Source organism: Notoacmeibacter ruber, assembly GCF_003668555.1.
GTDB lineage: Bacteria > Pseudomonadota > Alphaproteobacteria > Rhizobiales > Rhizobiaceae > Notoacmeibacter > Notoacmeibacter ruber.
This window is the reverse complement of sequence record NZ_RCWN01000001.1, coordinates 800713-820700: the sequence shown is the minus strand read 5'-3', so window position 1 is coordinate 820700 and position 19988 is coordinate 800713. Positions and strand designations below refer to the sequence as shown.

Below are 19988 nucleotides of genomic sequence, written 5' to 3'. Positions count from 1 at the left end.
ATGGCGATCGAGCACATCGTTTTCGACATTGGCCGGGTGCTGGTGCACTGGGATCATCATGCCGCCTATCTGGACGCATTGCCGGACGAAGCCGACCGCAAGCGCTTTTTCGAGGAAGTCGATTTTCCGGGCTGGAACCTGCAACAGGATGCGGGCCGCAGTTGGGCAGAAGGCGAAGAGGTTCTCGCCGCGCAATTTCCCCATCGGGAAGAGTTGATCCGTCTTTTTCGCCAGAACTGGCACCTCACGGTGCCCCACGCCATTGGGGAATCCGTTGCGATCATGCGTTCGTTGATCGCCCGGGGCTACGATGTCACGCTGCTGACCAATTGGTCCGCCGATACCTATCCGATCGCCCAGGAGCGCTACGACTTTCTGGCCGAGCCGCGTGGCGTGACCGTCTCCGGCCAGATCCGCATGGTCAAGCCGGATCCCGCCATCTACGCCCACCATCAGAAGGTGTTCGGGCTCGATCCAGAACGCACCGTCTTCATCGATGATTCTGCGCGCAATGTGGAAGCGGCACGCGAGGCCGGCTGGAAGGCGATCCTCTTCCGTGAGCCGGAAGAGCTACGCCGCGATCTGCGAAAACTCGGCGTTACTGTCGATTGAGATTGGAGCGAAGGGGGCTAGCCCCCGCTCCTCGCCATCTGTCGACGAATGATCGCGCGGAGCGTGTCGATCGGTTCGCAGCCCTCTCCGGCGTCATAATGCCAGAATGTCCAGCCATTGCAGGCTTCGAACCCTTGGACTTTCGCACCGACGCGGTGAATCGAACCCTCATGATCGCCCGAGAGCAAGGTCCCGTCGGCGCGAACGGTCGCGGAGTAACGGCCCTTGGCATCTGTCAGGCGCGCGCCGGGCTGAAGCAGTCCGGCCTCGATCAACGACAGAAAGGCTACGCGCGGTTCGGCTCGTTTCGGCATGAGCTGCCGCAGATCGATGGAGCGTAGCGGTTCGATTGCGTCGATCCGTGCCTGTGCGGCATCGATATAATCCTGCTCCCGCTCGATACCGACGAAATGGCGCCCGAGCTTCTTTGCCACCGCGCCGGTGGTACCGGTACCGAAAAAGGGATCGAGAACCACGTCGCCCGGCTTGCTGGTCGCCATCATGATACGCGCCAGAAGCGATTCGGGCTTCTGTGTCGGATGGACCTTCTGGCCGTCGTCGTCCTTGAGGCGTTCGCCACCCTGGCAGATCGGAAAGAGCCAGTCCGACCGCATCTGCGTATCGTCATTGGCCGCTTTCATCGCCTCGTAATTGAAGGTGTAGCCCTTGGCCTTCTCGCTCTTGCTGGCCCAGATCATCGTCTCATGGGCGTTCTGGAAGCGGCGGCCACGGAAGTTCGGCATAGGATTGGTCTTGCGCCAGACCACATCGTTGAGAATCCAGTATCCGAGATCCTGCATCGTGGCGCCGACGCGAAAGATGTTGTGATAGCTGCCGATCACCCAGATCGTGCCCGTCGGTTTCAGCACCCGGCGCGCAGCCAGCATCCATGCACGAGTGAAAGCATCGTAGGCGGCAAAGCTGTCGAACTGATCCCAGGCATCGTCGCAGGCATCGACCTTCGACTGGTCGGGCCGGTGCAGGTCGCCGCCAAGTTGCAGATTGTAGGGCGGATCGGCGAAGATCACATCGACCGAGGCGTCGGGCAGCTTATCCATCGCCGCGACACAATCGCCGCGAATGATGGTGTCGAGGTGCGGCAGAAGCGCGGGATCGTGCGGATGGGATGCGGACGAAGGCAGTTCGGCCGTCGAAGCGGTCAATATGGAAGCCATGAACTCTTACTCGGATACGCAACAAACACACCCACATGGTTACCCGACAGAATGAAGATTGCGTGAATGGTGTGCCGAAACGGCGCAGTCGGGTTGAAGTCAGTCCCCTTTGGCAGCTATAGCCGCCCGGATTCACGCCCTCACAGAAAGCGTTGCTGCCTATGTCTGCTCCCGAATTCGTCATTTTCGACTGCGATGGCGTGCTTGTCGATTCCGAGGTGATCGCCGCGCGTGTCGATGCCAAGCTGCTGTCGTCGGTCGGTTACGAGATCACGCCGGAAGAGATGGCCGAACGCTTTGCCGGCCTCACCTTCAAGGACATTCTTCTGGCGGTGGAAGCGGAAGCGAATATCCCGATCCCCGCCTCTCTGCTTGGCGACGCGGAAAAGGAAATCGACCGGCGTCTCGCACGCGAAACCAAGATGATCGACGGGGCAGCCTGGCTGCTGCAGTCCGTTGGACTGCCTTTCGCGGTCTGTTCGAATTCCGGCTATGATCGCCTCGACATAACGCTGACGAAAACCGGCCTGAAACCGCTCGTTCCGGTGCTCTACAGCGCCAAGGACGAAGAGGGCATCATGGAGAAGCCGGCACCGGACATTTATCTGATGGCCGCCGAGAAGGCGGGCGCCAAACCGGACCGGACCTTCGTGTTGGAGGATTCCACCCATGGCGTGCACGGCGCCAGCCGGGCCGGCATGCGTGTCATCGGCTTTACGGGCGGCGGCCATTCCTATCCCGGCCATGCGGACAAGCTGCTCGAGGCGGGCGCGGAAACGGTGATCGCCAGGCTTCAGGATTTCCCAGCCACGGTCGAGGCTCTCGGCAGCTTTGGCCGGCTGGGCTAGAGAAACCTAGCCCGCTGCCGAAAATCAGTTCGTCGCCGCAGCCTTCTTCGGGCCTTCATCGAAACCGGCATAGATCACGATGTTTCGCGCGTCGGGCTGGCTCACCCGAATATCGCTATCGGTATAGATAAACTGGGTCGCGCCGCTCGCATTGACCTCGAGGGTGTAGGGCTGAATTTCCGAATAGAGGACTTCGTCTCCACCGGTCAGCGCGGCAACGCGGATCGGCAGTTTGACGGTGCCGCTGCTGCCCTGTGGTCCGAGAAGAACCCGGCCGGCAACGGCGACCTTCATGGCCAACTGCCCGTTTTCGTATTTGCACTGACGTGTCACGTCGGTGATCGCGGCCTGGTAGCGGACATTCTGCGATGTTTCATCGCCTTCATAGACGTTGAAATAAGCCGTGCCTTCACGAAGCTGTACGGTCGGGCAATAGCCGCGCAGGTCCTCGAACGAAACGCGTTCAATGTCGCTCTTGTCCTTTTCCGCACCCGCTACATCAAGTCCGTCACCCGCGCTCTGACAGGCGGCAAGCGTCGCACCCATGAGGAAGATCGCGGCCATCCTGACTGATGCGCCGCCCTTGCCTTTAAAAATCATAGTCATCAATCCCACACCGCAATCCGATAGCTGGCGAGTTCTACCGGTTCTCAACCGCGATGAAAACCGTCTGGATGCGTCGAAACAATGGCAGCGAAGGTTTGCACGCCCGATCTCCGTTTGCATTGGGTGGGGCATTGCCTATACGAAGCGGCACATTCACGATTGCCTTTCGGCTTCGGCGACGAACGGCCTGCCTGGACATGACCATGGACTATATTTCGACACGGGGCGAGGCCCCTGCCCTCCCTTTCAGAGACGCGCTGCTTACCGGTCTGGCCCGCGATGGCGGTCTCTACGTGCCGCGAGAGTGGCCGCAGTTCAGCCGCGACGAGATCCGCGCCATGGCCTCGCTATCCTATGTCGAACTGGCGATCACCGTGCTCTGGCCCTTTGTCGAAGGCGAAATCGAACGGAAGCCGTTCGAAGCGATTGTCCGCGAGGCCTATGGCACCTTCGCCCATGAAGCGATCTGCCCGCTGGTCCAGACCGGCCATAACCGGTTCGTTCTCGAACTGTTTCACGGCCCGACGCTCGCCTTCAAGGACGTCGCCATGCAGCTATTGGCGCGGCTGATGGATCACGTGCTGATCGAGCGCGATGAACGGGCGACCATCGTCGGCGCCACGTCCGGCGATACGGGCGGCGCCGCGATCGACGGGTTTGGCGGGCAGGACCGGACCGACATTTTCATCCTCTTTCCTCACGGACGGGTTTCGCCCGTCCAGCAGCGACAGATGACAACGTCTCCGCACGCCAATGTCCACGCACTAGCAATTGAAGGCAATTTCGACGACTGCCAGTCTCTCGTCAAAAGCATGTTCAATCATCACCGGTTCCGCGACAATGTCCGGCTTTCAGGGGTCAACTCGATCAACTGGGCGCGGATCATGGCCCAGATCGTCTACTATTTCTCCAGCGCGCTCAGCCTCGGCGCTCCGGATCGGCCGGTCTCCTTCACCGTTCCGACAGGAAATTTCGGCGACATCTTCGCCGGCTACTGCGCCAAGCGGATGGGTCTTCCGATCGAGCGGCTGGTCATTGCCACCAACGCCAATGACATTCTAGCCCGCACGCTCGAAACGGGCAGCTACACGATGGAAAGCGTGGTCGCGACGACCTCACCTTCCATGGATATCCAGATTTCCTCCAATTTCGAGCGGCTCCTGTTCGAGGCTGGCGGGCAGAATGCCGCGGCCGTCCGACGTTCTATGGAGCAGCTTCAGCAGAGTCGCAGCTTCAAGCTGGAAGAGAGTCTGCTCGGCAAGATCCGCGAAGGATTCGCCGCCGACCGCGCCGATGAGGACGCGGTCGCAGCCGAAATCAGGCGCACCAGGGAGCAATGCAATTATCTGCTCGATCCGCATTCCGCAGCAGCACATGCCGTTGCGCGCCGTTACGGCGAAGCGGGAACGCCCATGGTGGTTCTGGCAACAGCGCACCCGGCGAAATTTCCCGACGCCGTCATCAGGGCAAGCGGGGTTACCCCTGCCTTGCCCCCCCACCTTTCAGACCTGATGAGCCGGGAGGAGCACTACGAAGTCCTTTCCCCGGAGCTGGAAATGGTGGAGGATCATATCAAGAAACAGAGCCGCGCTGGTATGTAACGCGGCCCGCGCCAATGGCGCGCCAAAGAGTTGAGTGGGAGGAAAAATGCCGGTCGAAACCACAACCCTTGCGAATGGCCTTATCGTCGCGACCGAACACCGCCCCCATGTCGAAAGTGTCGTGCTGGGTCTATGGAATCACAGCGGCTCGCGGGATGAGCGACCGGAAGAACACGGTATCGCGCATCTTCTGGAGCATATGGCCTTCAAAGGCACGGGCCGCCGCAGCGCCGAAGATATCGCCGTCGAGATCGAAAATGTCGGAGGCGAAATCAACGCCTCAACCTCCGTGGAGACCACGTCTTTCTTTGCGCGTGTCCTGAAGGAAGATGTCGGCCTTGCGACCGACATATTGTGCGACATTCTGCGGGACTCCGTCTTTGACGAAGACGAGTTGCAGCGGGAAAAACACGTTATCGCGCAGGAACTCGGTGCGGCGATGGATACGCCCGATGATATCGTCTTCGACAGGTTTGCCGAGGCGGCGTTTCAGGGGCAGCCGGTTGGACGCTCGGTGCTCGGCACAAGAGAGACGATCGAGACATTTTCCTCCGATCAATTGCGAAGCTATCTCGCCCGCGAATATGGCGCCGACCGCATGATCGCCGTGGCCGTTGGCGCGGTCGAGCATGACGTGTTCCTGCGGGAGATCGAAAGTCGCCTCTCCGATCTCGGCCCTCACGCCGGCGCCCAACGCGCGACCGATGCCGTCTATACCGGAGGCGAATTCCGCGAAAGCCGTTCGCTGCTCGATGCGCAAATCCTGATTGGATTCGAGGGCAAGCCCTTCCTGGCGCGTGATTTCTACGCCAGTCAGATCCTTGCGACCGTCCTCGGCGGCGGCATGAGCTCCAGGCTATTCCAGGAAATCCGCGAGCGTCGCGGCCTCTGCTATTCGGTCTCGGCTTTCCACTGGAGTTTCTCCGATGCCGGCCTGTTCGGAATTCATGCGGCGACAGGCGAAGAGGATATAGAAGAGCTTCTGCCGGTGCTGCTCGACCAGATCTGCACGCTGTCCAACGATATCAGCGAGGAAGAGGTCAGCCGGGCGCGGGCACAGCTTCGTGCGAGCCTTCTGATGAGCAGCGAGAGTTCCATGTCGCGCGCCAGCCAGATCGCCCGGCAGTTCTTGACCCACGGACGCGTTCTGCCCCGTCAGGAAGTCCTCGACCGGCTGAACGACATATCGGCGGAACGGATCGCCGACCTCGCTCATCGGACATTTATGGGGAGCGTGCCGACCGTTGCGGGAATAGGACCTCTCGGACCGCTCATGCCCTATGACGCGATCCAGCGCCGTCTGGGCAGTTCGGTCGTCGAGACCCGCCAAGCTGCCGCCTCCTGACGACCGTGCTGAAGGGGCTTCCGACCTCTGGGATGCGTCTAAGGGGAAGGAACGTCATCCTGCGCCTGCCCCGTCGAAGCGATTTCGACGAATGGTCGGAACTGCGAACCAGAAGCCGCGCCTTTCTGGAACCCTGGGAGCCGGTCTGGCCCAACCCGCCGATTTCACGTCGCGAATTTGCAAAGACCGTTCGGCGACAGGGCCAGGACGCACGTCGCAAGACGGGTTTCAGCTTCTTCATCCTGTCCGCCCATGACGAATTGATGGGTGGAATCACGCTTTCCAATGTGCGCTACGGCGTCTGCCAGAACGGCGAAATCGGTTATTGGATGGGTGAGCCCTTCGCCGGCAAGGGACATATGCACGACGCGATCGACACGCTCTGCGACTTTGCATTCCGCGACCTCAATTTGCATCGCGTTCAGGCTGCCTGTATCCCCGGCAATGAACGTTCGGAACGCTTGCTCAAAAAAGCCGGATTTGAGCGCGAAGGGCTGTTGCGATCTTATCTGTTCATCGGCGGCGTCTGGCGGGATCATCACCTTTACGCCCGCCTCTGTGGCGACGATGAAAGAAGCAGAGCCAGCAAGGGGAGCGGATTGTGACGGGCATCGAAGCGCCAAAGGGTTGGACGCATTGGCTGATAGCGCTTTGCATGATGCTGGCCGGATTTCTTCTGTTCTCTGCCATGCCCCTCCACGCTCAGGAAGAGACCGTACAGGTCGAGGCTGACGATCTGGCGCTTGACCTGTCCCGGGCCGTGGAAATCACGTCGAACGGTTCGCGCACATTCCAGGTTTCCGCAGCTCCCGGTGAGGACGGAATCGTCCGCCGGATCGAAGTGGAAGCTCTTGGCAATCCGCCATCCGGCCATTGGGCGGTGCTATCGCTCGCCAATGCCAGCGAACAACAGATCGACCGGCAGATCGTCGCTCCGCACTATCGGCTGGTCGGCTCGGGCCTCTGGAAGCCTGACCTTGGTGCGCAGCGCATCGTGAACATTACGCCGTCCGAAGGCTTTGCGCTGGATAGCCAGCCCAGCGAAGACGCCGATATCTTCAATCTGACGCTGAACCCGAACAGCGTCGTGACGTTGGTCATCGAACTGGCCACGCCGGAACTGCCGCAGCTCTACATCTGGGAGCCGGAAGCCTATAAGGACACGATCAACGCCTACACGCTATTTCGCGGGATCGTGATCGGCATTTCCGGTCTTCTGGCGCTCTTTCTGACGATTCTCTTCGTGGTGCGCGGCACCGTCATGTTTCCTGCGGCGGCGGCTCTCGCCTGGGCGGTTCTTTTCTACATATCGGTCGATTTCGGCTTTCTCGATCGGATGGTGGGGGTCGCGACGGGCAGCGAACCGGTCTGGCGAGCGACCGCCGAAATCGCCCTGGCGGGCACCCTCGTCATCTTCCTCTTCGCCTATCTCAATCTCTCGCGATGGCACAAGCATTTCAGTCATGCGGCGCTGGTCTGGCTGACCGCGCTCGGCTGCCTCGTCGCCCTCGCTGTCTTCTATCCCAGCTTTTCCGCCGGCGTCGCACGTATCTCCCTAGCTTTGACGGCCGTGGTCGGCCTCGGTGTCATCGTATGGCAGGCCAGCCACCGCTATGACCGCGCCATCATGCTGGTGCCAAGCTGGGTCGCGGTTGCCGCCTGGGTCGTCGGCATGGGCATGACGATTTCCGGGGCCATCGACAATGATGTGGTGCAGCCGGCGCTCGGCGGTGGTCTCGTGCTCATCGTCCTGCTTATCGGCTTTACCGTCATGCAGCACGCTTTTTCCGGCGGCGCCGTGCGGCAGGGCCTCTTCTCTGATGTGGAGCGCCAGGCCCTCGCCATGACGGGCTCCGGCGACATTGTCTTCGATTGGGACGTGCTGCGCGACCGGATCGTCACGCGCCCCGACATCGCGCCTTTGATCGGTTTGCGTCGGCAGGAGCTCCGCGGTCCGGCGCGGGATTGGGTGGAGGCGATGCATCTGGACGATCGCGACCATTTTCGCACCACGCTCGACATGATCCTGGAGCACCGCCGCGGGCGGATCCGTCAGGATTTCCGGCTGCGCGGAGAAGACGGCCACTACCACTGGTACAGCCTCAAGGCCCGTCCAGTGGTAGGAGCCGATGGAGAGGTCGTCCGCTGCGTCGGTACGATCTGTGAGGTGACGGAACAAAAGAAAGCCGAAGAACGGCTGCTCTACGATTCGGTCCACGACAATATGACGGGCCTTCCCAACCGCGAGCTTTTCATGGATCGCCTGGGTTCGCTCGTCGCGACGGCGCGCGAGGACGAGCGTATTCGCCCGACGGTGCTGGCCATCGACATCGACCGATTCCGGACGGTCAATGAATCGCTCGGCATATCGGTTGGCGACACGATCCTTCTCACCGTCGCCCGGCGGCTGGCAAGGCTATGCCGTTCCGAGGACACGCTGTCGCGCTTTTCCGGCGATCACTTCATGATTTCCCTTGGTGGTCGGCCTGATCCCTCAGAGGTGAAAGCCTTCACCGCCCAAGTGAAGAAAACGATTTCTGCGCCCATCAATTTCGCCAATCAGGAGATCGTTCTGACACCCTCCATCGGCGTGGCAGGATGGACCCAGCAGCACGGTAGCGCGCAGGAACTGGTCAAGGACGCCGAACTGGCGCTGCATCAGGCCAAACGCTTTGGTGGCGACCGCGTCGAGCCGTTCCGCCCCGCCTTTCGAACAATGGGCTCGGACTATCTGCACATCGAGGCCGATCTTCACCGTGCGATCGACAATGGGGAACTTCACGTTCTCTACCAACCGATCATCCGCATCGCGTCGATGACGATTGCGGGGTTCGAGGCTCTGATTCGCTGGAACCATCCGAAGCGCGGTCCGATCGCCCCTGCCGATTTCGTCCCGATTGCCGAAAATTCCGGTCTGATCGCACGGCTCGGCCTCTTCGTGATGCAGCGCGCGGCCGACGATATGGCAGCGATCGCCCGCCATTGCGACCGCGATGACCTCTACGTCGCCGTTAATCTCTCCTCCAGCCAGTTTCTTCGCCAAGACCTCGTCTCGGACGTCAAATCCGTCCTGACGCGAACGGGGCTCAAACCCTCGACGTTCCGGTTGGAACTGACCGAAACCATGGTCATGAAAAATCCGGAGCAGAACGCCCGCGTGCTCGAACAGCTCGACGCGCTCGGGATCGGATTGTCGATCGACGATTTCGGGACGGGTTATTCCGCTCTGTCCTATCTCACGCGGTTTCCGTTCGATTGCATCAAGATCGACAGGTCTTTCGTGATCGACCGAACCGATCAGTCGAAAGCCCTGCTTCGCTCCCTGGTCCATCTGGGCCATGAGGTCGGTATGAGCATCGTCGTCGAAGGCGTCGATGATGACGATACGCTGGCCCTGCTACAGGAGGCCGGCTGCGATTATGTCCAGAGTTTTATGTTCGGAAAGCCGGTCGATATGGCCACCGCTCAGGAATATTGCGCTCAGGAACGGGCGGCAGCGGCCCAGTAGGGACAGGCCGCTGCGCTGATCACGCGATGCCCCTCAGGCGTTTCCGGCGACAGCGCTCAGATTGACGGGGTCGATACCGAGCAGACCGAGGGCGCCCGGCCAGATCTCTTCCAATGGCCTATCGAAAATCAGTTCCGAAGGCGCGTCGGCCACGAGCCAGCCATTCTGGGCGATCTCGCCCTCAAGCTGCCCGGCACCCCAACCCGCATAGCCCAAAGCCATGATCGCCTTCTCTGGTCCCGAGCCGTCACTAATGGCCCTAAGAACATCGACCGTAGCGGTCAGCCGCAGGCCTCCTGAGACATCGAGAGAAGACGAGAGAGTGTAATCATCGCTGTGGAGCACGAAGCCGCGGCTACGGTCGACCGGTCCGCCGTCCCGCACGATCATCTTCCTTGCTTCGGCCGGAAGATGAATGGCCTCATCATCATCGATCAGGCCGATCTGGGAGATCAGATCGGCAAAACCGATCTCCTGCGCCCGATTGATGACGATTCCCATCGCGCCTTCCTCCGAATGCGCGCAGACCAGAATCACGGTGCGGGAAAAGCGCTCGTCCGCCATATCCGGCATCGCGATGAGAAACTTGCCTTCCAGAAATTCGCTCATGATCCGATCCTTTGTCCTTCAGCCTAACGCGAGATCAGGGGGTGTAAAGAAAAAGATCGTTCGGGCATGCGCCTCGAAGACGCCCCTTTCGGACCTAATATCCCGCCCTGACCGTTTCAAAATGGAGTCCGACATGCAGCGTCTCGTGGCAGTGCTGGTGCTGTGTCTGCTCGCCAGCGCGTTTTCACCGACGTCGGCCCCCGCCGGCGCCGGGCAATGGACCAGCTTCGAGGGAGGCCGCGCGCGCCTCCTCGCCAGTGGCGGCAGCGGAGACGATTACGCAAGAGCCTGGGTCGAAATCGAACTTCAGGAAGGCTGGAAGACCTACTGGCTGCAACCCGGAGATAGCGGCGTGGCTCCTTCCGTAACATTGCGGATGGCGGGGCACGAGATACGCCCGACTCTCGTCATGCCGGCCCCGCAACGTTTTCGCGAACCCCATAATGTCTGGGCCGGATATAAGGATCGTACCTATATCGCAATGGACGTGCCGACGCCGGACGCTGCGGGCTCCTTGCGCCTCGAGGCTTCTGTTTTTCTCGGCATATGCCAGCAGATCTGCATTCCCCTGACGCTTCAGCTTGCCGCCCCTCTCGAGGCAGAGGACAACAAATTTCGGGAAGCCGAAACGCTCGAGGCCATGTCGCCACTGCCAGAAACCCTCGAAGCGGCTGGATTGACGCCAGAAATAGAGACGGCCGATGACAGGCTGATCATCACATTCCAGAGCGAGAGCCTCGAAGACGCGCGCGATGCCGAGCTGTTTATCGCCGAAGGTCCGAGTGGATTGCGGCTCGCTGCACCCGATCCCGCATCCGACAATGGCGATGGAACGCTTCGCTTCGAGATGCCGATCCTGAAAGAAAAAGACGACATGAGTGGCAAGGAACTCTGCCTTCTGCTCGTGATCGGCAAAAGAGGCTATGTTGGATCTGTCGACCTTCCCTCAATGTGACGAGAGTCCGCGCTTTTCTCTTCGCGCACACACACTAAATGCGGCGAGGAAAGCGGCTCGTTTGCCGCGCAACAAGGGACCACTTCCATGACGATTTCCAAAGGTGAGACGCTTCCGGCGGGCTCATTTATGACGCCGGGACCCGACGGGCCAGAAAAAATCTCATCCGATGCCATCTTCAAGGGGAAGACGGCGGTCCTCGTGGGCGTACCGGGCGCCTTCACACCGACCTGCTCGCTCAACCATCTGCCGACATTCATCGAGAAGAATGACGAACTCCGCACGAAAGGCGTTGACGAGATCGCCGTCATCTCGGTGAATGATCCCTTCGTCATGAAAGCCTGGCGCGATTCAACCAGTGGCGAAGGCAAGGTGACCTATCTGGCCGACCCCCAGGGCGAATATGTCACCGCCCTCGGCCTCGACATGGATATGCCAGCGCTGGGCGGCAAGCGCGCGAAGCGGTTTTGCCTCCTGGTCAAGGATGGCGTCGCGGAAGAAGTAATGGTCGAGGAAAGCCCGGGCGAGAGCGGCGATACGGATGCCGACGCCCTGCTGAAGCGGCTTTAATCTTCTCGTTTGGCTTTTGAAGCCGTCTTCGACTTGAACGGCTTCATTCCTTCGCGCGCCAGTTCATCGGCGCGCTCATTTTCCGGATGGCCGGCATGGCCCTTCACCCAATGCCAGGTCACGTCATGGCGTGATCTGGCTTCATCCAGCGCCTGCCAGAGTTCGGCATTTTTGACGGGTTTCTTGGCAGCCGTCTTCCAGCCATTTCTTTTCCACCCCGAAATCCAGCTCCGGATCCCATCGCGCACATAGACGCTGTCCGTATGCAGATCGACGCGGCAGGAACCCTTGAGGGCATTGAGAGCCTCGATAGCGGCAGTCAATTCCATCCGGTTGTTGGTGGTGTCGGCCTCGCCGCCGGAGAGTTCTTTCTGCGCACTGCCATGGCGCAGGATCGCTCCCCATCCACCAGGCCCCGGATTTCCCGAGCATGCGCCGTCGGTGAAAATCTCGACATGCTTCATGCGTTTAATCCGTAAGCGCCAGGCCCACTGGCCGCCGCGTGGTAGCGCATCCAGGCAAGGGGTTGCCTCGGATCCTTCTTGGTGACGGTCGCGTCGGCAGGGGTGTGAATCCAGTCGTAAAGGCGCGTCAGCATGAAGCGTGTTGCCGCTCCGCGGCAAAGCGCCGGTAGGGCCTTTCTCTCGTCATCCGAAAGAGGGCGAACCCTCTGATAGGCATCGAGCATGGCAGCGCTCTTTTGCCTGTCGAAGCGATGGTCGGCATCGAAGCACCATGCATTGAGCGCCACAGCGACATCATAGGCGAAGAGATCATTGCAGGCGAAATAAAAATCGATAAGCCCGGAAAAGCGGTCACCCAGAAAGAACACATTGTCCGGGAAGGCGTCCGCATGAATGACCCCGGAGGGCAGGTCGGTCGGCCATTCCGCTTCGAGGCGGTCCAGCATGGCCCGCGTCTCTTCGGCCAGCCCGTCGATCACCTCGTCGGCCTTGTCGCCCACCTGCTCGAACAGCGGACGCCAATCCGGCAGCGTCAGCGCATTGCGGCGATAGCCTTCATAGTCCGCCACCGCCAGATGCATCTGCGCGAGCGCAGCGCCAGCCTCGGCGCAGTGGACCACAGACGGTTCACGCGGCCAGACGCCCTCCAGAAAGGTCACCATCGCAGCGGGGCGACCCGCCAGATGTCCGATAACGGTTCCATCCTGCCGCTTGACGGGCCGGGGACAGGCAAATCCTTTGGCGGCCAGATGATCCATCAACCCGATGAAAAAGGGCAGATCCTCTTCGTTCACCCGTTTTTCGTAGAGCGTCAAAATGAACTCACCACGCTCTAGATGCACGATGAAGTTGGAATTTTCGACGCCTTCGGCAATGCCGCGATAGGAGAGCAGGTCACCCAGTTCATAGGTTTGCAGAAAATGACGCAACTCGCCTTCGGTGATGTCGGTATAGACTGCCATGTTGGGCTCAGGCCATTCCGTTGACGAAAGCCATGTCGGCGGGTGTCAATTCGACATCTCGCAGCGCGCGCATGACCGGGAACGTTTCGTTCTCCTCCATGGCAAGAGCGATGTCTACCGTCACTTCGAAGCGCTCGCGGAAGGCTTCGATAATCGAATCGACAATGATCTCGGGCGCGGAAGCGCCGGCGGACAGGCCGACCAGCGCGCCGTCCTTCAGCGCGTCCCACCCGTCGATTTCGTCGGCCTGCTGAACCAGTTTGGCGCTTTTCGCCCCGCTGCGTTCCGCCACTTCGACCAACCGTTTGGAGTTGGATGAATTCGGCGCTCCAACAACGAGGAAGAGGTCGCAGCCGGCGGCTGCCTGTTTGACTGCATCCTGCCGGTTGGTCGTCGCGTAGCAAATGCTCTCGGCCGCGGCGGCATGCATCTTCGGAAAGCGCTCCTCCAACCGGGCAATGATACCGGCGGTATCGTCGACCGAAAGCGTCGTCTGCGTGACGAAGCCGAGCTCCGTTCCGTCATCGAATGAAAGGCGGTCCGCATCCTCTTCGGTTTCGACAAGCGTCACCTCGCCCTCGGGCAGCTGGCCCATCGTGCCGATCACCTCCGGATGACCGGCATGGCCGATCAGGAGGACATGACGGCCGAGGCGGCGGTGACGCATGGCCTGCTTGTGGACCTTCGAGACCAGCGGACAGGTCGCATCGAGATAGAAGAGATTGCGGCTTTCGGCATCGGCCGGAACGCTCTTCGGAACGCCATGGGCGGAGAAGACGACCGGTCGGTCGCGATGATCGGCCGGGATTTCCGAAAGCTCTTCGATGAAGATCGCGCCCTTGGCACGCAGGCCCTCGACCACATAGCGATTATGCACGATCTCGTGGCGCACATAGACGGGCGCACCGTATTTCTTGATCGCGAGCACCACGATCTGGATCGCACGATCCACGCCGGCGCAGAAGCCCCGCGGCTCACACAGTCGGAGTGTCAGCTTTGGTCGTGCGGCCATGGTAATCCTCGAAATCGCGGAGTGTGATGTGCCTTCAACTGGGGTCTTGCCCCCTGCCCTGTCAAGCATCCTCCAACGGATGCCGCGAGCGCCAGAAGGCATAGCCGACCACAACGACGAGGACGACCGCCAGCCCATACCATGTCAGGGCGTAGGAGAGGTGATTATTGGGCAGACTGACCTGCGTGACGCCAGGGTGCGGCCATGTGCCGCGCGGGACGTCCGCGCCGGGTCGTCCAAGATCAACGAAGACAGGAAGAACATTGCCGGGATTGATACCCAGCGCCTTGGCCATTGTCGGGCCGTCCTTCCAGAAGAAGAGGCCGTCCTCCGGCTGATTATTGGGCAGAAGGGATGACGGCTTTTCAGAGGGCATCTCGCGAGCGATTCCCTCGATCTCGGTCACACCGAGCGGGGCATCGGCCCCCATCGCGTATGCGTCGCGCTGATCGTATGGAACAAAGCCGCGATTGACGAGCAGTATATCGCTGTCGCTCCCCTCCCACTGCCCCGGCAGCAGGGCGAAGGGCTGATAGACGTACCATCCCGATTGACCGTCGAACGTTGCCAGGAAAAAGACTGCGCGGCCGGCGATGAAATTGCCCGAGACCTTGACCGGCGTGAACTCCACGCCGCCCGGCACCTGAAGGACACCTTGAATGTCGGAAAGAGGAAGAGCGGCTTCGTGAATGCGCGAATCGATGGTCGCCAGAAGGTCTTCCTTCCAGGCGAGCCGCTTCACTTGCCACGTGCCCAAAGCGATAAGAACGACGAAAGCGCTTGCGACGAGCATGATCGCGGCGAAGAAGCCGAGGCCGCGCCTTTTGTCTTCTGGCGTTCTGTCAGACACCGGCGTCATGACGAACCGTTCCGATAGCGGCGTTCACCAGAGTTATTCTGCCATTGGAGAGCGATCAGTACACCCTTCAAAGTGCGCAGCAGCGCTGCGCCTGCCAGGAAGCCGATTGGCACCCAAACGAGCAGATGCACGAGGAAGGATGGAGCGTAGCTGACTTCCAGCGCAAGCGCTCCGCCGATCACGAGAGCACCGATAATGAGGATGACGAACGGCACCGGCCCGTCACCGCTATCCTCGAAGCTGTAGTCCAGTCCACACGACGTGCAGCTCGCCGGAACGGTCAGGAAACCTTCAATCAATGCACCCTCGCCACAGCGCGGACAGCGCCCAAGCGCGCCGCGCTGTATAACTGTGGAAGTCTCCGGCGTTTCATTGGCTTGGGTCATTCGAACTCCAATGCCGGAAATGAGAAGAGGCGGGACATAGCCCGCCTCCGTTCAGATAGTCACTCGTTCGCAAGTCTCTAGTGGTGGGCGATCGGCGCGCCGAAGCTGCCCCAGACGTAGATGCAGAAGAAGAGGAACAGCCAGACGACATCGACAAAATGCCAGTACCAGGCGGCCGCCTCGAAGCCAAAATGTTTCTCGGGCGTGAAATCACCGCGGAGGGCGCGGATCAGGCAGACGGCCAGGAAAATCGTTCCGACGAAAACATGGAAGCCGTGAAAGCCGGTCGCCATGAAGAAGGTCGCACCGAAGATGCTGTTATGGAAGGCGAAGGGCGCGACGACATACTCGTAGACCTGCACGGTCGAGAAGAGAATGCCAAGCACAACGGTAAGCGCCAGGCCCCAAACCAGGCCCTTGCGGTCGCCATGGATGAGCGAATGGTGCGCCCAGGTCACGGTCGTGCCCGAGAGAAGCAGGATGACCGTGTTGTAAAGCGGCAAGTGAAGCGGATCGACCACTTCGACACCGACAGGCGGCCATTGTCCGCCCGTATAGTCGGTGCGGGTCACCTGAACGGCTTCGCCGGGGAAAAGGCTGGCATCGAAGAATGCCCAGAACCACGCCACGAAGAACATGACCTCGGACGCGATGAACATGATCATGCCGTAGCGCAGATGAAGCTGCACCACGCGTGTGTGGAAGCCTTCGTGGCTTTCCTTCACCGTGTCCGACCACCAGCCGAACATGCAGTAAAGCACGAGAACAAGGCCGATGAAGAACAACCATGGATTGGCAAGGTCCGCGCCGAAGAAAGGCAGCGGCGTTCCCTGCGCATAGCGCATCCAGCAGATCGCGCCGAGGGCCATGACCAATGCGCCCAGCGCCGAGAGAAGAGGCCACGGACTGGGATCGATGATATGATAATCATGTTTCTTGGCATGCACGTCGGCCATGTCAGTCCCCGATTGTCTCACGCGTCACAGAGCGCGTCGTCACATTATCCGTCCTTCCTGCCGATGCCACCGCATCGTTATCCCGGTCAAGTGGGAACATGGTGTAGGACAGGGTTATGGTCTTCAGATCAGCCAGTTCCGGCTCATTGAGAATATCCGGATCGACGTAGAACGTGATCCCCATATCCACCTTTTCGCCGGGCTGTAGCGTCTGCTCGGTGAAGCAGAAGCAATCGATCTTGTTGAAATAGGCGCCCGCCATTTCGGGCGTCACGTTGAAACTGGCCTGACCGCCGGTCACGTCATTGCTGAGGCTTTCGGCGGTATAGTTGACGACGGCCGTTTCGCCCAGTCGTACCGTCACTGGCGCTGCGGGTTTGAAATGCCAGGGAACAGAGGGGGCATTGGCATCGAAGCGAACGGTCACCGTGCGATCGATGACGCGATCCGAAGCGGTCTCCACGCGCTGCGTGGTGCCGCCATAGCCCGTGACCTGACAGAAGATGCGATAGAGCGGAACAGCCGCGTAGGACAAGGCGCCCATGCCAGCGACCATCGACAGCGCGATGCCGGCCGTCATCGCCTTGCGCCGCCCTGCCTTGCTCATTTCGCTCCGTCCGCTGCCGCTCATTGGCTTACATTTCCAAAATAGCGGATCGTGTAGGCGTAGAATAGGATGACCAGCGCGCCGAGAACCAGCGCGATGGCAACTGAGCGCATGCGGCGCGCCTTCTGCTGCTTGGGTGTCAGACGGACCCGCTCGAGCTCTTCATCCGCCATGCTCAGGCTCCCACCAGAGGATAGAAGGGCATGGCAAAGTGGTCGACCAGAAGGCCTGCGAAGATGGCGAAGAGATAGAGGATCGAAAAGCCGAACAACCGCTTGGCCGGAACCATCACGCGATCCGCATCATCCATACGCAGCACCGCCCAGGCGTGACGCAGGAAGTTCGCACCAAGCAGCGCGGCGAAAACGCCATAAACAGGGCTGGCAAATCCGAGAAAGGCTGGGGCCACGCCGAGCGGCGCCAACAGGAGCGAATAAGCGAAGATCTGCCGGCGTGTTGAGGCTTCGCCCGCAATGTTGGGCATCATCGGCAGATTTGCGCGATCGAACTCTTCCCGCTTGAAAAGCGCCAGCGCCCAGAAATGAGGTGGGGTCCAGATGAAGATGATCAGAAACAGCGTTATAGCTTCAAGGCCGACGGTATTGGTGGCACAGGCCCAGCCCAGCAGAGGGGGAAACGCACCCGCAGCCCCGCCGATCACGATGTTCTGTGGCGTCGAGCGCTTCAGCCACATCGTGTAGAGAACGGCATAATAAAAGATCGTGAATGCGAGGATTGCGGCGGAAAGCCAGTTGATCATCAGGCCGAGCGTCATGACGGAAAAACCTGCCATGACCAGACCGAACGCGACGGCTTCGCCCGGCTGAACGCGGCCCGACGGAATCGGGCGGTTGGCCGTGCGATGCATAACCGCATCGATGTCGGCGTCGAACCACATGTTCAGAGCGCCCGCCGATCCGGCGCCGATGGCGATGCAGAGAATGGAAACAAACGCGTTGAACGGATCGATCGATCCTGGTGCCAGCAGCAGGCCGACAAAACCCGTAAACACAACGAGGCTCATAACCCGCGGCTTCAGGAGCGCGAAAAAGTCGCGGGGCGTTGCTTCGGACAGTCCGGCGCCTTCAACGATATTCTCATCGCGCGTGATGCTCATGAAAGGCTTTTACTCCGTTCTTACGCCGTCAACCGCGGTCGTAGGGCCACCAGAAAGCAGGCAGGCACCTGTGTCGTGCGCGGCCCGCAGAAAGTAAGAGCTGCGGGCCGCTTCATTCTCATTGTCGGCGCGGTTCTTCAGCGAACCCGCGGCAGCTCTTCCCACTGGTGGAAGGGCGGGGGAGACGAAAGCTGCCATTCCAGGGTCGTCGCGCCTTCTCCCCAAGGATTGGCCGCGGCCGGACGCTTCTTCATCAGCGCTTCGATCGCACCGATCGCGAAGACGACCATGGCGACGACAGAGATGTATGAGCCCATCGAGGAGACAAAGTTCCAGCCCGCATAAGCGTCCGGATAGTCGATGTAGCGGCGCGGCATGCCGGCAAGACCAAGGAAGTGCTGCGGGAAGAAGGTGATGTTCACGCCAATGAACATGATCCAGAAATGCAGCTTGCCGATGGTCTCGTTATACATGGTGCCGGTGATCTTGGGCCACCAGTAATACCAGCCCGCGAAGATGCCGAAGACCGCACCGAGGCTGAGAACGTAGTGGAAGTGCGCCACCACATAATAGGTATCGTGATAGGCGCGATCGAGGCCGGCATTGGCAAGCTGAACGCCTGTGACGCCGCCCACCGTGAAGAGGAAGACGAAACCGATCGACCAAAGCATGGGCGTAGTAAAGCGGATCGAACCGCCCCACATCGTAGCGATCCAGGAGAAGATCTTGATGCCGGTTGGCACCGCGATCACCATCGTCGCGAAGACGAAGTAGCGCTGCGTGTTGAGCGATATGCCGGTGGTATACATGTGGTGCGCCCACACGATGAAGCCGACCGCGCCGATCGCCACCATGGCGTAGGCCATGCCGAGATAGCCGAAGATCGGCTTGCGGCTGAAGGTCGAAATCACATGGCTGACAATGCCGAACGCCGGCAGAATCAGAATGTACACTTCCGGGTGACCGAAAAACCAGAACAGATGCTGGAAGAGAATCGGGTCACCACCGTATTCCGGCGCGAAGAAGGCCGTGCCGAAATTGCGGTCTGTCAGCAGCATGGTGATCGCGCCAGCCAGGACCGGAAGCGACAGAAGCAGCAGGAAGGCGGTCACGAGAAGGCTCCAGGCGAAGAGCGGCATCTTATGCAGCGTCATGCCCGGCGCACGCATGTTGAAAATGGTGGTGATGAAGTTGATCGAACCGAGGATCGAGGACGCCCCCGAAAGGTGCAGCGACAGGATCACGAAATCCATCGCAGGCCCGGGTGACGCCGAGGTCGAAAGCGGCGGATAGACGGTCCAACCCTGCCCCGGCCCGTAGCCGCCGGCATTGCCCGGCATGAACATGCCGATAAGGCCGAGAATCAGCGCAACAGGCAGAAGCCAGAAGGAGATGTTATTCATCCGCGGGAACGCCATATCCGGCGCACCGATCATGATCGGCATCATGTAATTGCCGAAGCCACCGAACAGGGCCGGAATGACGACGAGGAACATCATCAGGACGGCGTGCATGGTGACGAAGACGTTGTAGAGCTGCTTGCCACCGTCGACAGCGGCAGCGCCATCGAAGCCATAGAGGATCGAAGCGAGGCCGTCGAAAATCTGAATGCCCGGCTCCTGCAACTCCATGCGCATGAAGATCGACAGAGTCACCGCGACGAAGCCCGAGAGCAGAGCGAAGCAGAGATAGAGAACGCCGATATCCTTATGGTTGGTCGAGAGGAACCAACGCTTGAAGAAGGACGGCTTGTGGTCGTGATGCGCGTCGTGCGCCGCTACGGTCGACATCGTCGT

At 60.4% G+C, this 19988-nt stretch carries 21 protein-coding genes; 8 read left to right on the top strand and 13 right to left on the bottom strand.

Going from position 1 to position 19988, the window contains the following annotated elements:
• Nucleotides 1-612 (top strand): HAD family hydrolase, encoded by a 612-nt coding sequence (locus tag D8780_RS03855; protein ID WP_121644437.1) that lies wholly within the window; start codon nt 1-3, stop codon nt 610-612.
• Nucleotides 613-629: 17 nt separating this feature from the next.
• Here the strand turns inward: D8780_RS03855 and D8780_RS03850 are convergent, their stop codons facing one another.
• A complete protein-coding gene (locus D8780_RS03850) occupies nt 630-1787 on the bottom strand; it encodes a site-specific DNA-methyltransferase (protein WP_121644436.1) in 1158 nt (385 codons plus the stop codon).
• A 161-nt stretch (nt 1788-1948) separates the two neighbouring features.
• On the opposite strand from D8780_RS03850, the gene D8780_RS03845 reads away from it, so the two are divergent.
• Entirely contained in the window at nt 1949-2635 is a 687-nt protein-coding gene (locus D8780_RS03845; protein WP_121644435.1) for an HAD family hydrolase, read from the top strand.
• Between the two features lie 24 nt (nt 2636-2659).
• Here D8780_RS03845 and D8780_RS03840 read toward each other — a convergent pair whose 3' ends face one another.
• Nucleotides 2660-3241, bottom strand: a complete 582-nt coding sequence (locus tag D8780_RS03840; protein WP_245412248.1) for a hypothetical protein — start codon at nt 3239-3241, stop codon at nt 2660-2662.
• A 203-nt stretch (nt 3242-3444) separates the two neighbouring features.
• Here D8780_RS03840 and thrC point away from each other — a divergent pair, with 203 nt between their 5' ends.
• The 4 genes from thrC to D8780_RS03820 are packed head-to-tail and all read left to right on the top strand — an operon-like array spanning nt 3445 to nt 9695.
• Complete coding sequence (thrC, locus tag D8780_RS03835; protein WP_121646342.1) at nt 3445-4842, top strand: threonine synthase; 1398 nt, start codon at nt 3445-3447, stop codon at nt 4840-4842.
• Between the two features lie 46 nt (nt 4843-4888).
• Nucleotides 4889-6187, top strand: a complete 1299-nt coding sequence (locus tag D8780_RS03830; protein WP_121644434.1) for a M16 family metallopeptidase — start codon at nt 4889-4891, stop codon at nt 6185-6187.
• Between the two features lie 8 nt (nt 6188-6195).
• The gene (locus D8780_RS03825; protein ID WP_425373641.1) at nt 6196-6792 is read left to right on the top strand and encodes a GNAT family N-acetyltransferase; all 597 of its coding nucleotides are present in this window, start codon (nt 6196-6198) and stop codon (nt 6790-6792) included.
• Between the two features lie 50 nt (nt 6793-6842).
• Nucleotides 6843-9695, top strand: coding sequence for a putative bifunctional diguanylate cyclase/phosphodiesterase (locus D8780_RS03820; RefSeq protein WP_121646341.1), 2853 nt, complete (start codon nt 6843-6845; stop codon nt 9693-9695).
• A 33-nt stretch (nt 9696-9728) separates the two neighbouring features.
• Here the strand turns inward: D8780_RS03820 and D8780_RS03815 are convergent, their stop codons facing one another.
• Nucleotides 9729-10304, bottom strand: coding sequence for a YqgE/AlgH family protein (locus D8780_RS03815; RefSeq protein ID WP_121644432.1), 576 nt, complete (start codon nt 10302-10304; stop codon nt 9729-9731).
• 133 nt (nt 10305-10437) lie between these two features.
• Here D8780_RS03815 and D8780_RS03810 point away from each other — a divergent pair, with 133 nt between their 5' ends.
• Nucleotides 10438-11259, top strand: coding sequence for a protein-disulfide reductase DsbD domain-containing protein (locus D8780_RS03810; RefSeq protein ID WP_158598435.1), 822 nt, complete (start codon nt 10438-10440; stop codon nt 11257-11259).
• 87 nt (nt 11260-11346) lie between these two features.
• Nucleotides 11347-11829, top strand: a complete 483-nt coding sequence (locus D8780_RS03805; protein ID WP_121644430.1) for a peroxiredoxin — start codon at nt 11347-11349, stop codon at nt 11827-11829.
• On the opposite strand, the gene rnhA is transcribed toward D8780_RS03805, so the two are convergent.
• The 10 genes from rnhA to ctaD all read right to left on the bottom strand — a co-directional run bounded on the left by rnhA (nt 11826) and on the right by ctaD (nt 19982).
• Nucleotides 11826-12293: a ribonuclease HI gene (rnhA, locus tag D8780_RS03800; protein WP_121644429.1), complete on the bottom strand. Its 468-nt coding sequence runs from the start codon at nt 12291-12293 to the stop codon at nt 11826-11828. The two genes, D8780_RS03805 and rnhA, sit on opposite strands and share 4 nt — an antisense overlap.
• Nucleotides 12290-13255 carry a homoserine kinase gene (locus D8780_RS03795; protein ID WP_121644428.1) on the bottom strand — a complete coding sequence of 322 codons (966 nt, stop codon included), beginning with the start codon at nt 13253-13255 and terminating at the stop codon, nt 12290-12292. The genes rnhA and D8780_RS03795 overlap by 4 nt, the downstream gene beginning before the upstream one ends.
• 7 nt (nt 13256-13262) lie before the next feature.
• Nucleotides 13263-14267 (bottom strand): 4-hydroxy-3-methylbut-2-enyl diphosphate reductase, encoded by a 1005-nt coding sequence (gene ispH / locus D8780_RS03790; RefSeq protein WP_121644427.1) that lies wholly within the window; start codon nt 14265-14267, stop codon nt 13263-13265.
• A 61-nt stretch (nt 14268-14328) separates the two neighbouring features.
• Complete coding sequence (locus D8780_RS03785; RefSeq protein ID WP_121644426.1) at nt 14329-15126, bottom strand: SURF1 family protein; 798 nt, start codon at nt 15124-15126, stop codon at nt 14329-14331.
• A complete protein-coding gene (locus D8780_RS03780) occupies nt 15123-15512 on the bottom strand; it encodes a DUF983 domain-containing protein (RefSeq protein WP_121644425.1) in 390 nt (129 codons plus the stop codon). The genes D8780_RS03785 and D8780_RS03780 overlap by 4 nt, the downstream gene beginning before the upstream one ends.
• Before the next feature lie 77 nt (nt 15513-15589).
• Entirely contained in the window at nt 15590-16468 is an 879-nt protein-coding gene (locus D8780_RS03775) for a cytochrome c oxidase subunit 3 (RefSeq protein ID WP_121644424.1), read from the bottom strand.
• Between the two features lies 1 nt (nt 16469).
• Nucleotides 16470-17099, bottom strand: coding sequence for a cytochrome c oxidase assembly protein (locus tag D8780_RS03770; RefSeq protein ID WP_121644423.1), 630 nt, complete (start codon nt 17097-17099; stop codon nt 16470-16472).
• Nucleotides 17096-17248, bottom strand: a complete 153-nt coding sequence (locus D8780_RS15800; RefSeq protein ID WP_199699551.1) for a hypothetical protein — start codon at nt 17246-17248, stop codon at nt 17096-17098. The genes D8780_RS03770 and D8780_RS15800 overlap by 4 nt, the downstream gene beginning before the upstream one ends.
• Nucleotides 17249-17250: 2 nt before the next feature.
• Nucleotides 17251-18192, bottom strand: coding sequence for a heme o synthase (locus D8780_RS03765; protein ID WP_121644422.1), 942 nt, complete (start codon nt 18190-18192; stop codon nt 17251-17253).
• A gap of 137 nt (nt 18193-18329) precedes the next feature.
• On the bottom strand, nt 18330-19982 hold the full coding sequence (gene ctaD, locus D8780_RS03760) for a cytochrome c oxidase subunit I (RefSeq protein WP_121644421.1): 1653 nt from the start codon (nt 19980-19982) through the stop codon (nt 18330-18332).
• Nucleotides 19983-19988: the final 6 nt, after the last annotated feature.

Excerpts from the sequence above, each read along its gene's own strand:
- D8780_RS03855 (WP_121644437.1), top strand. The coding sequence starts at position 1 with ATGGCGATCGAGCACATCGTTTTCGACATTGGCCGGGTGCTGGTGCAC.
- D8780_RS03850 (WP_121644436.1), bottom strand. The coding sequence starts at position 1,787 with ATGGCTTCCATATTGACCGCTTCGACGGCCGAACTGCCTTCGTCCGCA.
- D8780_RS03845 (WP_121644435.1), top strand. The coding sequence starts at position 1,949 with ATGTCTGCTCCCGAATTCGTCATTTTCGACTGCGATGGCGTGCTTGTC.
- D8780_RS03840 (WP_245412248.1), bottom strand. The coding sequence starts at position 3,241 with ATGACTATGATTTTTAAAGGCAAGGGCGGCGCATCAGTCAGGATGGCC.
- thrC (WP_121646342.1), top strand. The coding sequence starts at position 3,445 with ATGGACTATATTTCGACACGGGGCGAGGCCCCTGCCCTCCCTTTCAGA.
- D8780_RS03830 (WP_121644434.1), top strand. The coding sequence starts at position 4,889 with ATGCCGGTCGAAACCACAACCCTTGCGAATGGCCTTATCGTCGCGACC.
- D8780_RS03820 (WP_121646341.1), top strand. The coding sequence starts at position 6,843 with ATGATGCTGGCCGGATTTCTTCTGTTCTCTGCCATGCCCCTCCACGCT.
- D8780_RS03815 (WP_121644432.1), bottom strand. The coding sequence starts at position 10,304 with ATGAGCGAATTTCTGGAAGGCAAGTTTCTCATCGCGATGCCGGATATG.
- D8780_RS03810 (WP_158598435.1), top strand. The coding sequence starts at position 10,438 with ATGCAGCGTCTCGTGGCAGTGCTGGTGCTGTGTCTGCTCGCCAGCGCG.
- D8780_RS03805 (WP_121644430.1), top strand. The coding sequence starts at position 11,347 with ATGACGATTTCCAAAGGTGAGACGCTTCCGGCGGGCTCATTTATGACG.
- rnhA (WP_121644429.1), bottom strand. The coding sequence starts at position 12,293 with ATGAAGCATGTCGAGATTTTCACCGACGGCGCATGCTCGGGAAATCCG.
- D8780_RS03795 (WP_121644428.1), bottom strand. The coding sequence starts at position 13,255 with ATGGCAGTCTATACCGACATCACCGAAGGCGAGTTGCGTCATTTTCTG.
- ispH (WP_121644427.1), bottom strand. The coding sequence starts at position 14,267 with ATGGCCGCACGACCAAAGCTGACACTCCGACTGTGTGAGCCGCGGGGC.
- D8780_RS03785 (WP_121644426.1), bottom strand. The coding sequence starts at position 15,126 with ATGACGCCGGTGTCTGACAGAACGCCAGAAGACAAAAGGCGCGGCCTC.
- D8780_RS03780 (WP_121644425.1), bottom strand. The coding sequence starts at position 15,512 with ATGACCCAAGCCAATGAAACGCCGGAGACTTCCACAGTTATACAGCGC.
- D8780_RS03775 (WP_121644424.1), bottom strand. The coding sequence starts at position 16,468 with ATGGCCGACGTGCATGCCAAGAAACATGATTATCATATCATCGATCCC.
- D8780_RS03770 (WP_121644423.1), bottom strand. The coding sequence starts at position 17,099 with ATGAGCGGCAGCGGACGGAGCGAAATGAGCAAGGCAGGGCGGCGCAAG.
- D8780_RS15800 (WP_199699551.1), bottom strand. The coding sequence starts at position 17,248 with ATGGCGGATGAAGAGCTCGAGCGGGTCCGTCTGACACCCAAGCAGCAG.
- D8780_RS03765 (WP_121644422.1), bottom strand. The coding sequence starts at position 18,192 with ATGAGCATCACGCGCGATGAGAATATCGTTGAAGGCGCCGGACTGTCC.
- ctaD (WP_121644421.1), bottom strand. The coding sequence starts at position 19,982 with ATGTCGACCGTAGCGGCGCACGACGCGCATCACGACCACAAGCCGTCC.